Origin of the sequence: Bacillus sp. NPDC094077, assembly GCF_050279465.1 — a bacterium.
Taxonomy (GTDB): Bacteria; Bacillota; Bacilli; order Bacillales; family Bacillaceae_G; genus Bacillus_A.
In genome coordinates, this window is sequence record NZ_JBNNUF010000010.1 from 24,491 (window position 1) to 37,034 (window position 12,544).

Annotated in this window: 12 protein-coding genes; 11 read left to right on the forward strand and 1 reads right to left on the reverse strand. The window is 34.5% G+C overall.

Features of this window, described 5'->3' with window-relative positions:
- The first annotated feature begins 90 nt into the window (after window positions 1-90).
- Window positions 91-1,695 carry an ATP-binding protein gene (locus ACQKNR_RS21115; protein WP_427320267.1) on the forward strand — a complete coding sequence of 535 codons (1,605 nt, stop codon included), beginning with the start codon at window positions 91-93 and terminating at the stop codon, window positions 1,693-1,695.
- Window positions 1,695-2,387 carry a response regulator gene (locus tag ACQKNR_RS21120; RefSeq protein ID WP_427320269.1) on the forward strand — a complete coding sequence of 231 codons (693 nt, stop codon included), beginning with the start codon at window positions 1,695-1,697 and terminating at the stop codon, window positions 2,385-2,387. The genes ACQKNR_RS21115 and ACQKNR_RS21120 overlap by 1 nt, the downstream gene beginning before the upstream one ends.
- 44 nt (window positions 2,388-2,431) lie before the next feature.
- Here the strand turns inward: ACQKNR_RS21120 and ACQKNR_RS21125 are convergent, their stop codons facing one another.
- On the reverse strand, window positions 2,432-3,736 hold the full coding sequence (locus tag ACQKNR_RS21125) for a CitMHS family transporter (RefSeq protein ID WP_427320271.1): 1,305 nt from the start codon (window positions 3,734-3,736) through the stop codon (window positions 2,432-2,434).
- Window positions 3,737-3,990: 254 nt separating this feature from the next.
- Between ACQKNR_RS21125 and ACQKNR_RS21130 the strand changes: the two genes are divergently transcribed.
- The 9 genes from ACQKNR_RS21130 to ACQKNR_RS21170 all read left to right on the forward strand — a co-directional run bounded on the left by ACQKNR_RS21130 (window position 3,991) and on the right by ACQKNR_RS21170 (window position 12,035).
- A complete protein-coding gene (locus ACQKNR_RS21130) occupies window positions 3,991-4,245 on the forward strand; it encodes a hypothetical protein (protein WP_427320273.1) in 255 nt (84 codons plus the stop codon).
- Window positions 4,246-4,378: 133 nt separating this feature from the next.
- Window positions 4,379-4,885, forward strand: a complete 507-nt coding sequence (locus ACQKNR_RS21135; protein ID WP_427320275.1) for a nitrous oxide reductase accessory protein NosL — start codon at window positions 4,379-4,381, stop codon at window positions 4,883-4,885.
- A gap of 306 nt (window positions 4,886-5,191) precedes the next feature.
- Window positions 5,192-6,058, forward strand: a complete 867-nt coding sequence (locus ACQKNR_RS21140; RefSeq protein ID WP_427320277.1) for an ankyrin repeat domain-containing protein — start codon at window positions 5,192-5,194, stop codon at window positions 6,056-6,058.
- 180 nt (window positions 6,059-6,238) lie between these two features.
- Window positions 6,239-6,919: a GNAT family N-acetyltransferase gene (locus ACQKNR_RS21145; protein ID WP_427320279.1), complete on the forward strand. Its 681-nt coding sequence runs from the start codon at window positions 6,239-6,241 to the stop codon at window positions 6,917-6,919.
- A 308-nt stretch (window positions 6,920-7,227) separates the two neighbouring features.
- The gene (locus ACQKNR_RS21150; protein ID WP_427320281.1) at window positions 7,228-7,794 is read left to right on the forward strand and encodes a glycerol-3-phosphate responsive antiterminator; all 567 of its coding nucleotides are present in this window, start codon (window positions 7,228-7,230) and stop codon (window positions 7,792-7,794) included.
- Window positions 7,791-8,891 carry an ABC transporter ATP-binding protein gene (locus tag ACQKNR_RS21155; RefSeq protein ID WP_427320283.1) on the forward strand — a complete coding sequence of 367 codons (1,101 nt, stop codon included), beginning with the start codon at window positions 7,791-7,793 and terminating at the stop codon, window positions 8,889-8,891. Before ACQKNR_RS21150 ends, ACQKNR_RS21155 begins: the two co-directional genes overlap by 4 nt.
- Window positions 8,888-9,820 (forward strand): carbohydrate ABC transporter permease, encoded by a 933-nt coding sequence (locus ACQKNR_RS21160; RefSeq protein ID WP_427320285.1) that lies wholly within the window; start codon window positions 8,888-8,890, stop codon window positions 9,818-9,820. Before ACQKNR_RS21155 ends, ACQKNR_RS21160 begins: the two co-directional genes overlap by 4 nt.
- Window positions 9,817-10,638, forward strand: coding sequence for a carbohydrate ABC transporter permease (locus ACQKNR_RS21165; RefSeq protein WP_000635948.1), 822 nt, complete (start codon window positions 9,817-9,819; stop codon window positions 10,636-10,638). Before ACQKNR_RS21160 ends, ACQKNR_RS21165 begins: the two co-directional genes overlap by 4 nt.
- Before the next feature lie 20 nt (window positions 10,639-10,658).
- Entirely contained in the window at window positions 10,659-12,035 is a 1,377-nt protein-coding gene (locus tag ACQKNR_RS21170; RefSeq protein ID WP_427320287.1) for an ABC transporter substrate-binding protein, read from the forward strand.
- Window positions 12,036-12,544 lie beyond the last annotated feature (509 nt).

Consider the following 12,544-nt stretch of genomic DNA (forward strand, 5'->3'; position numbering starts at 1 on the left):
CAACTATGTAGTAATCATGGTATGATTACATATAGATAAAAAACTGTATATTCTTAAAATTCAACTTTATGAAATGTTAGGGGAATGGTGTTGAAATTTAAAAAGTTAAAACTACAACCGAGAATTACATTAACCATTGGTACACTTATTCTTGTTGTACTTCTGTTAACGAGTTATTTATTTTACTACATATTATCTGAAACAGTAGAAGAGCAAATTGGAAAAAGGGCTTTGCATGTTGCGAAAACAGTTGCAGCTATACCAGAAATCGGGGAAGCTTTTCAAAAAGAAAATCCAGCTTCTATTATTCAGCCGATTGCAGAAAAAATTCGAATTGATACAGATGCTGATTTTATTGTGGTTGGAAATAAAGAAGGGATTCGTTATGCGCATCCTAAGAAAGATAAAATAGGAGAAGCAATGGTTGGTGGAGATAACGAAGGAGTTCTATTAGAAGGGAAATCTTACGTTTCGAAAGCAACGGGGTCATTAGGGCCTTCGTTACGCGGAAAAGTCCCAATCCGTAATCAGGATAATGAAATTATTGGCGTAGTATCTGTTGGATTTTCAATGGATGATATTCATGGAGTGGTAGAAGTGTATGGACAGCGTGTATTTTGGATTACAATAATAGGTTTGTTAATGGGGATAATTGGTTCTATATATTTAGCTGGAAGTATAAAAAGAATGATGTTTGGAATGGAACCAGAAGAAATTTCATCTTTATATGAAGAGCATAGTACTGTGATTCAATCTGTACGTGAAGGGATTATCGTAATTGATAAAAACGGAATTATTAGTTTAGTCAATCAAGCGGCATGCGATATTCTTTCTTTAAATAGACAGCAAAATATCACTGGAGAATGTATTTTAAATGTTATCCCTAATTCATCGATACTAGAGGTACTTCAAACAGGCGAGGAACAGTTTGACAGACAATTAAATATAAAGGGACAGGCTGTTATCGCTAATCGTTTACCTATTAAAGTTAACAATAAAGTAACGGGCGTCGTATCGAGTTTACGTTTGAAATCTGAGATGGATCAGTTAATAGCAGAGCTGTCTCAAACAAAACAGTATACAGAAGCATTACGTGCACAAACGCATGAATATAATAATCTATTGTATACGCTTTCAGGTCTTATACAATTAGAGTCATATGAAGATGCCTTAGAGCTCATTCATAAGGAAACTGCGGTATATCAAGATTTTGTTCAATTTATTATGAAACGAATTCAAAACCCATGGCTAGGTGGAATTTTAATTGGATTTTACAATAGGGCACGAGAGTTAAAAATTGATTTTGTGTTAGATAGAGAAAGTAGTTTAGAAAAGTTAAGTCCACATATTGAAAGTAATTATGTTGTTTCTATTTTAGGGAATTTAATTACGAATGCATTTGAAGCAACTGAAAGAAATCAAGAGAATGATAAGAAAGTAAGAATGTTTGTAACAGATATCGGAGAAGAAATATTAATTGAAGTGGAAGATTCAGGACAAGGAATTCAGGACGAAATAATTACAAGTATATTCTATAAAGGTTTTTCGACGAAAGAAGGAGAAAAACGTGGCTATGGATTAGCAAAAGTGAAAGAATTAGTGGAAGATTTAAATGGAAGTATTGCAATCGAAAAAGGGGATTTAGGTGGTGCATTATTCATTATTGCATTACCGAAAGAGAGAGGCGAGTTGTAATGGGTGAGGAGATTGAAGTATTAATTGTAGAAGATGATATTCGGATTGCGGACATTCATCGTCGTTTTACTGAAAAAATTGAAGGGTTTAAAGTAATTGGAACAGCAACGAATGGAGAACAAGCGAAGGAATGGCTAGAGCTTGTTAAGCCGCAACTCGTTTTGTTAGATGTATATTTACCTGATATGCAAGGAACGGAACTTGTCACATATATTAGGCATAATTTGCATGATACAGATATTATTATGATTACAGCGGCATCGGAAACAGATGTAGTAAGGCATGCTTTACGTGGTGGAGTAACCGATTATATCGTAAAACCACTTATGTTTGACCGATTTAAAGCAAGTTTGGAAAGTTACCAAAAAAGGATTAGGCAGTTAAAGAAAAACAATCAATTATCTACAGAACAAATTGAACACTTATGGTCTCAAAGAGGTGTGAAGGGAAATACAGTTGAATATGCTCCGAAAGGGATAGACCCTTTAACTTTAGCAAAAATAAAAAAGCATATGTTAACAGTTAATGAAAAAGGAATTACCGCAGAAGTGTTAAGCTCAATGGTTGGGGTAAGTCGATCAACAGCGAGGCGCTATTTAGAGTATTTAATATCTGGAAAGAAAGTACATGCAGAGCTTATATATGGAAGTGTAGGGAGACCGGAGAGAAGGTATTTTCTTGTTTCCTCATAATAAAAAAACAGTAGAGGATTGCATTTTCTCTACTGTTTTTTATCTTATATTGGAATAACCCCAATTACAATTCCGGTAACTAACATAACTAGCGTCGTTCCAACTGCCCAAAATAAAGTAAAGCGTTGATGTTCACCAAAATCAACTTTTGCCATTCCGACTAATAAATATGTGGAAGCAACGAGTGGGCTTAATAAGTGAACGGGTTGACCGAGCAGGGAAGCACGTCCCATTTCAGCTGCACTAATTCCGTAAGTGGCAGCTGCTTTCGTTAAAATAGGTAATACACCGAAGTAAAATGCATCATTGGACATGAAAAATGTGAACGGCATACTAAGAAGAGCTGTAATAATTGGCAATTGTGGTCCAAGTGCATCTGGGATAAGATTCACTACACTTTGAGCCATCGCATCTACCATTTTTGTTCCAGATAAAATACCAGTGAAAACTCCAGCTGCAAATACGAGAGAAACAACCGCTAATACGTTTCCTGCATGAGAAGCAATACGTTCTTTCTGTTGTTCTAAGTGTGGATAGTTAATCATAACAGCAATAGCGAAAGAGATTGTAAATAAAACAGGTAACGGCATAACTTCTAGTATGAGACAGACAAGTAATGTAGCGGTCAATAAAAAGTTAATCCATAGAAGTTTAGGGCGTTTATGCACGGCAGCTTCTACTGTTGCAGCTTGCTCATCCGTTGTTTGCATTTGTTTTAAATATTGTACATCCATAATGCCTAAACGTTTTCTTTCTTTTTTTCCAAGATAGTAGGCAACGAAAATTACCCAAATGGCACCAACGATCATTCCAGGGATAAGTGGTGTGAAGAGCTCTGAAGCGTCTAGCCCAAGTGCACTCATAACCCGAGCTGTTGGTCCACCCCAAGGTGTAAGATTCGTAATTCCTGCCCCTAACATAACAACCCCAGCTAATATAAGTGGATTCATTCCAAGACGTTTATATAATGGGTACATTGCGGAAACAGTGATCATATACGTTGTTGTTCCGTCCCCATCTAATGAAACGATAATAGTAAGAATAGCTGTACCAACAACAATTTTTAAAGGATCCCCTTTTACAAACTTTAATATTTTACTAATGACAGGGTCGAATAAACCACTATCAATCATAATTCCGAAATATAAAATGGCAAACATAAGCATAATACCAGTAGGTGCTAATTTTTGAATTCCCTCTAGCATCATAGGTCCCATATTGGCATAGAAGCCGCCAATTAATGCAAAAACAATCGGAATTAATATTAATGCTACTAGCGCTGACATACGTTTCGTCATAATTAAAAACATAAAGACAAATACCATCGCAAATCCAAGTAGAGCTAACATATGATTTCCCCCTCAAAAAATGATTACGCTTTCAAAATAAAATAAAAATTCAGAAAAAAGGTTTTTTGTTTATCATAAAAGCATCCGTGCAAATGGTAAATAATTCGAAAAATAACATCATTAGAAGCATAATTTTTATTTTGGTCATATTGTTCACGAAGTTAATTTGAATTTTTAAAAATATAATTTACTTCTAACAAGAATGATAGAATAAGGTGAAAATAGTGAAGTGCGAAGTAGGGAGTAGATTTTGAATGGAAACGAGAATAGAGGAAATTTATAGTTCATGTGAAGGGAAAATAGAAGAGATTTTTGTGAATGAATCTTCTTACGTATATGAATGGGAAAAATTAATGATGATCAGAAAAAATAACGGTGAGCTTGAAAAAGTCGCGGTCGGTATCAGTGGAAATATAAGATTAGTAAATGTAGAAGTTGGACAGGAAATTAGTGCAGATACATTATTAGTTAAGTTAGAAGATGATTTATTAATTACAGGCTGTGAATGATGAGAGCTGTGTAGAAATAGCTACACATCTTTTTTGTTTCTTATATTACAAAAATAACATTATTTTTTCACAAATCTCACACAACTTTTTGATATTCTCCTCGTGGAAGCTATGGTTTTAGGGAGGAGATAGAATGAGAGTAAAGTATGTTGTGCTTGCTATATGTTTATGTTTCTTATTTATGGTAGTGGGATGTGGGAAAAAGGAAACAACAGCTGTTGCCATTGATGAGAAACATGATAAATGTGATGTATGTCAAATAGGGGTAATGGATAATCAATTTGCAACAGAAATCATTTTAGAAAATGGAAAAGCGTTAAAGTTTGATGATATTGGTTGTATGTATAAATGGATGGAGATTAATTCAGGTGAAAAGACGAAAGAAAAATTTGTTCGAGATTATGATTCGAAAGATTGGATTTCGTTAGAAGATGCCACTTACGTATATGATAAAACAATAACAACACCGATGGCTTATAACGTAATTTCTTTTAAAAATAAAAAAGACGCGGAAAGTTTCGTATCGAACTATATGGGGAAAGTGCTTTCGTATAAAGAGTTATCAAAGCATAAATGGGAAATGAATAAAGAAATGATGGGGAACCCGAAAAAAGGAAGCAACGGTGTTCATTCTCATTAAGATGAAGAAATATTTAAATGTTGTAGGACAGCCATATATGGTTGTCCTTTTCTATTATTAATCAGGTGCAAATATATAAAAGGTGTAAAATTTTTAGAAGAAAGGTTACAATGGAATATAGTAACCTAAAGCAATCATTTATGTACTTTTTAGAAATGTATACAAATGCGGCAAAAACGTGCTAAACTAATTGCTTCATAATGTTAATAATGAGATGAACAGGCGTATCGTTCCAATAGGTTGAAAAACATAGTATAAGTTTAAGATAATCCGATTAAAGAAGGAATATAAAGAGCTTATGGATAAATGTACTCAAGAAGAGTTATTGTATGTGATGGAGGAATGGTTAAGAAAACATTATCTTTCATAGGAGCTGTAGTTGTGAGAAAACAAAAAATTTTATTATGTATGTTATTAGGACTTTTAATGACGGTAGTGGCTTGCGATAAGCAAGAAGAACCAGAATCGAAACCGGTTCATGTGAAAAACGAAAAGAAAAAAGAAAAGCATAAAGAACAAGAAGAAGTTAAAGCAGAAAAAGGTATAAATTTAATGGACAAACAGTTGTTACTTTCTGCGACTCTTGGCGACACAGAGACAACTATGAAGTTGATTCAGGATGGAGCGAATATAAACGTAGAAGGTGACAACGGAGAAACGCCTGTCCTTGCAGCAACGTACCAAAATCATGTAGAGACAGTTAAAGCATTAATTAATGCCGGTGCTAATATTGAAATTAAAGATGAGAAACAAAGTAATCCATTTCTTTATGCAAGTAGAGAAGGATACACGGATATTGTAAAATTATTAATTAATGCCGGGGTTAATACGAAAGAAACGACTAAGTCAGGTGGAACAGCACTCATTTCTGCATCTGAGCGTGGTCATGTAGAGGTTGTTAAAGAATTATTAGAGCATACAGATATTGATGTGAATTATAAAAATGAACGTGGTGGAACAGCTTTATTAGAAGCAATTGTATTAGGAAATGGTAGTGAAAGCCATAAGAAAGTAATTCAAATGCTTATTGACCACGGGGCAGATGTAAATATGGCCAATAAGGAAAATATTACGCCGCTGCAATATGCTGAAAAAAGAGGTTTTAAAGATATTGTGAATATGTTGAGGTTAGCAGGTGCGAATGAAGTAGTGCAGCCACAACCGATGGAGTAACAAGACGAAGAAATAATGAGTGCGAAATAATCCCATTTAGATAGACAGAATGAAGAAGTCATTTTAGCATGATGGATTCAGTAATGTGTATTTAAATGGGATTTTTGTTTTGAACATGAAAAATAGAGTATGAATGGATGGTATATGGAGGCTACACATAGTATCTAAGGAGGGTTATAAATGCGATTTTCAGAACTTGAGTTAATAGCAATTCAGGCAGAGGTCTTATTTGTTCATAATCAAGTAGGAAGAATAAAGAGTGTAAATGAAAATGAAAATCCGAAAGCGCCGCGTTTTTTTCTTGGCCGAACTCGTGAAGGGAATATAACGAGATATCATTATAACCTGGAGAGTGAAATGATAAGTAAGATTGAGAAATTAATTCGAGAATGTTCAAATCACATAGAGATAGCAAAGATCATTAAAGTATTAAATGAAGAGAGAACGGTGGAGAATATTTGGATGGGTCCTGCTTACATGTTTCCAAATAATTTAAATAAGCCGACTAGGGCGATACAAATAACAGAGAAGAATAAAGAACTCATGCGAGAAAATTTTCCGAATTTAATAGAACAGATAGAATGGAGGCAACCTTATTTTGCAATTGTTGAAAATGGACAAGTAGTTTCTATATGTTGTAGTGCAAGACGCAGTCCAGAGGCTTCTGAAGCGAGTGTAGAAACGTTAGCAGAGTTTCAAGGAAAAGGATATGGTTCGGATGTTGTTACAGCCTGGGCGATATCGGTAAAAGAAGAAAAACGTATTCCACTGTATAGTACTTCTTGGGAGAATTTTGCCTCGCAAGCAGTGGCGAGAAAACTAAAACTCATTAACTATGGAATGAATTTACATATTGATTGAATTTTAAACATTGTTGCGTTCTATTTGTTTATATTCTTATATACAGATTATTGTAAATGATGATGGGGTGAATATTAACATTCGATTAACACCATATTAACAATCTATCAAAACTGACTTAATAAATACGTAATATAGTAAAGGTAACAAAATAACTAGGGTAGAGAACATTTGAGAACACCCGCTTACATATAACGTGCCATTTTCTTAGGTGTGCTCTATTCCCTAGAGTTCAAATAAGGAGAAGGGTGTTCTATGTAAGTAGGTGTTTTTAGTTTGGATAAAAATAGAAAAGCTAGGTGGAATGAATGTTTAAGGAACCTTATATAGCGATGATAAAGGATTGGAAAGGGTATAAAAGATACAAAAAATTACCAAAAACAGTTTTTCTTATGACGGGTTCAATGTTGGAGTTACCAGAACGTGTATATGAATTACAAAAGAATGGACATGATGTATTTCTTCATTGTGATTTTATACAGGGCTTAAATACGAACACAGAGGAAGCACTTTTGTATATTCAAGATGTTATCGGAGCACAAGGTATTATTTCAACAAAGGGGTCGACAATTCGAAATGCCAATAAAATTGGATTAAAAACAATTCAACGTATTTTTATTGTTGATACTCTATCTTTTACAAAATCAATTGAAAATTGTAAAACAACTAAACCAAATGCAGTAGAGATTATGCCTGGTATTATGCCTTCTATTATTAAAAAGCTAGCAGAGGAAATAGAATTTCCCATTATTGCAGGCGGATTGATTCAAACGCGAGAAGATGCGGAAATTGCAATTCGTGCAGGAGCAAGTGCGATTTCAACAAGTCATTATGAAGTATGGATACAAGAAGAAAAAAGGAGTGCAATCTTGTGATTGAATTAAAAAATGTTTCAAAGGTATATAAAAACGCAGAGGAAACAGCAGTTAAAGGCGTATCGGTTCACATTAAAAGGGGAGAATTTTTTGTTTTAGTTGGACCTTCGGGGTGTGGGAAAAGTACATTATTACGAATGATTGCTGGCTTAGAGGAAATTTCTTCAGGAGACTTAATTATTAATGAGCGTGTTGCAAATGATTTAGAGCCGAAAGATCGTAATTTATCAATGGTATTTCAAAATTATGCATTATATCCACACTTATCTGTAGAAGAAAATATTTTATTCGGACTTAAGGTAAGAAAAGTACAAAAAGAAGAGCGGCAAAAGCGATTAATGGAAGCTGTTGAGATGGTGGGACTGAAAGAGTATGTAAGGATGAAACCAGGCCAATTATCAGGCGGACAAAGACAGCGTGTTGCGCTTGCTAGGGCTATCGTGAGTCAAGCACCGATTTGTTTAATGGATGAACCACTTTCGAATTTAGATGCGAAATTACGTGCGCAAATGAGGATTGAAATTAGAGAAATTCAGCAACGATTAGGAATTACGATGATTTACGTTACTCACGATCAAATAGAGGCGATGACTATGGGAGATCGTATCATGGTTTTGAATAAAGGAAGTATACAACAAGTTGGAACACCGCTTGATATATATAATGAACCAGCAAATGAATTTGTTGCAAGTTTTATTGGCTCTCCTTCTATGAATATGAATGACGGAGAAGTGGATAAAGAAAAAGGCGTATTACATATAGGGCAATTGCAAATTCCATTATCTATTGGACAATTAAAGCAATTACCAGAAGGAACTATCCGAATAGGCATGCGTCCTGAGCATATTGCGTTGTCTGAGGAAGGACAAGAAGTTACGCTGCAATCTGTAGAAGTATTAGGGAATGAATCTATATTAAACTTTGCGGTTAATAAGACAACTTGGAGTGCGAAAGTTATCGGACAGTTACTTTTAAACAAAGGTGACAAAGTAAAATTATTATTCTCGCAAGATAAACTATGCTTCTTTCACAATAATACGAATGAACGATTAAAAGTGGTAATTGAAGAAGAGTTGAAAGTGGTGGCGAAATCATGATTGAAGTAGGTAAGCTATCAGTTCAAACAAAAGTGTCAAAAAAGAAGAATTTATGGGGCAGAACGAAAGACTTAAGAATAGGATTATTGTTTTTGGCACCATCTATTTTGCTATTTTCGATTTTTCTTTTCTATCCATTGTTTAGGACGATTTACTATAGTTTTTATTTAACAGATATACACGGAGAAGCTAGTCTTTTTGTTGGCTTAGAAAATTATCAATATTTATTTTCAGATCCTGCTTTCTACAAAAGCATAAAGTCAACTTTATTATTTGTTTTATATACAGTGCCTACTAGTATTGTATTGGCTTTATTTCTTGCTTTAATTGCTAATGAAAAAGTAAGAGGTATTGGATTGTTCCGAGTGCTTTTTTCTTCAACAATGGGGATATCAGTAGCAGCGAGTGCAGTCATTTGGCTGTTTTTATTTCATCCAAGTGTAGGATTATTTAATAACATACTAGCCGCTATGAATCTTCCGGCAATCGCGTGGTTAACGAGCCCTGACTGGGCATTGTTTTCTGTATCGGTTACAACGGTTTGGGTGAATACAGGATTTGCATTTTTAGTTATATTAGGTGGGTTACAAAATATTGATACGTCTTTATATGAGAGTGCGTCAATAGATGGTGCTAGTTATTTATATAAGCTTCGCCGTGTTACATTACCGATGTTATCACCAACTTTATTCTTTATCGTAACAGTAACTTTAATTAGTGCATTCCAAAGCTTTGGACAAATCGATATTTTAACGCATGGTGGACCGAATGATGCAACGAATTTAATTGTGTACTCGATTTATAAAGAAGCATTTGTGAATCATCAATTTGGAACAGCAAGTGCACAAGCGATGATATTATTTGTTTTCATTTTCATTGCTACATTACTTCAATTCAAGTTTGCTGAGAGAAAGGTGCATTATAAATGATTGTTAAACAGTGGAAACAAAATTTTCTATTATACATGCTGCTCATTATCAGTGCAGTGATGGTGTTTTTTCCTGTACTCTATGCGTTTTTAATAAGCTTTATGACACCGGATGATATTCAAATGAGAAGGTTATTTCCAACTCAATTTACTTTTGATAATTTTATTAATATTTTTCAAAAAGTACCGCTTTTTACATACTTATATAACAGCTTAATTGTATCGACGGTTGTTATGATTGGACAACTTATCGTATCAAGCTTAGCAGCTTATGCTTTTGTTTTTCTTCAGTTTAAAGGGAGAAACTTAATTTTCTTCTTGTTTATTTCAACGATGCTTATTCCGTGGGAAGCAACGATGGTACCTAACTTTTTAACGATTCAAAACTTTGGTTGGATCAATAGTTTTGCTGGGATGACGGTGCCGTTTTTTGCAACAGCTTTCGGTATTTTCTTATTACGCCAACATTTTATGACGCTTCCGAATGAATTGAAAGAGGCTGCTTTTATTGAAGGGATTGGAAATGTAAGGTTTTTATTTAGCGTTGTAATTCCGTATTGTAAAACGAGTTTTATTACGCTTGGAGTATATAGCTTTTTAACAACATGGAATATGTATTTATGGCCACTTTTAGTGACAACTGATGAAAAAGTAAGAACGGTACAAATTGGTGTGAAGCAGCTGCAGTCTCAAGAAGTTGCGACTGACTGGGGAAGTGTAATGGCTGGTGTAACAGTTATCGTAATTCCAACATTGATTTTACTATTTTTAGGACAGAAGCAATTGCAACAAGGGTTAACAAAAGGTGCAATTAAATAAATAAGAGAAGGTGAGAGAAAATGAGTTTAGTAAAAAAAGGTGCGGCTGTATTAATGGCAGCAACAATGGCATTATCTAGTGCCGCTTGTTCAAATAGTAAAACGGAGGGGAAACCTGAAGCGCAGGCAAAAGTAGCCCCAGTTGAAAAAAATGGTGATAAAACTGTAATTCGTTTCTGGCATGCGATGGGTGGAAAAACACAAGGGGTGCTAGATGGTCTTGTTGCAGACTATAATAAGTCACAGAATAAATACGAGGTAAAGGCAGAGTTCCAAGGGACATATGAAGAGTCTTTAACTAAATTTAAAACGATGTCTGCAACGAAAGAAGCACCAGCTCTTGTTCAATCAAGTGAAATTACAACGAAATATATGATTGATAGCAAAAAGATTACGCCTATTGATAACTGGATTAAAAAAGATAAGTACGATACATCAAAATTAGAAAAAGCAATTACGAATTATTATTCAGTTGATGGAAAAATGTATTCTATGCCATTTAATTCATCTACACCAGTATTAATTTATAATAAAGATGCTTTCGCAAAGGCGGGGTTAGATCCAGAGAAAGCTCCGAAAACATATGCAGAATTAAAAGAAGCAGCGAAAAAGTTAACGATTAAAGAAGGCGGAAATGTAAAACAATATGGATTCTCCATGCTCAACTATGGTTGGTTCTTTGAGGAATTATTAGCGACGCAAGGCGGTCTATATGTAGATAAAGAGAATGGACGTAAAGATGCAGCAACGAAGGCCATATTTAACGGAAAAGAAGGTCAAAAAGTATTTGGGATGTTAGATGAACTGAATAAAGCTGGTACACTCGGAAAGTATGGAGCAAGTTGGGATGATATTCGTGCCGCGTTCCAGTCTGGACAAGTTGCTATGTATTTAGATTCTTCAGCTGGTGTTCGTGATTTAATTGATGCATCTAAGTTTAATGTAGGCGTTTCGTATATTCCGTATCCAGAAGATTCGAAACAAAATGGTGTTGTGATTGGCGGTGCATCATTATGGATGACGAATATGGTTTCAGAAGAAACGCAGCAAGGTGCTTGGGACTTTATGAAATATTTAACGAAGCCAGACGTACAAGCAAAATGGCATACAGCAACAGGGTATTTCTCAATTAATCCAGATGCATATAATGAACCGTTAGTAAAAGAGCAATATGAAAAGTATCCACAGCTAAAAGTAACGGTAGATCAACTACAAGCGACGAAGCAATCTCCAGCAACGCAAGGTGCCTTAATTAGTGTATTCCCAGAATCGCGAGATGCAGTTGTGAAAGCATTAGAAGCAATGTATGACGGGAAAAATAGTAAAGAGGCGTTAGATGAGGCTGCAAAAGCAACAGATAGAGCCATTAGTATTTCAGCTCGTACGAGTCAAAAATAAAAGAAAGCCGTGTCCTTCTTAAGGATACGGCTTTCTTTATAGAGAGATAAGGGATCAAAGAAATGATGAAGTCTTATCTCTTTTATATGAGCAAAGGGTCTAGAACGAAGATTGTCCTTTTCATTATTTGTTTAACTCCATTGCAACTTGTTTGCCATTTACGAAAACCTCTGCTATCGCTACTATAACTTCCATCACTTTTTTCATATCTTATCTCTCCTTATTTTTTGTTTCATTTCTTACTTTTAGTATAAGAAAATGCAGTAGTTACAACCATCGAATTGGATGACAAGAGACTTACATTGTTGTAAGGATAATAGTTTTATTTGTAATAACTGTGATTTTGGATTCGGGTTCAGAAATTTCTATTGTTTTGGACTATAATTAGAAAGAGGTAAGGAGAATCTTATTTCTTTCAATTTTTTATTAAGCAAAATTTAAGAAAGAGCATTTATAATAAATCTTCAAAATTATATATAGGGCAATATTTTAGAAGGAAATAGTTAAAA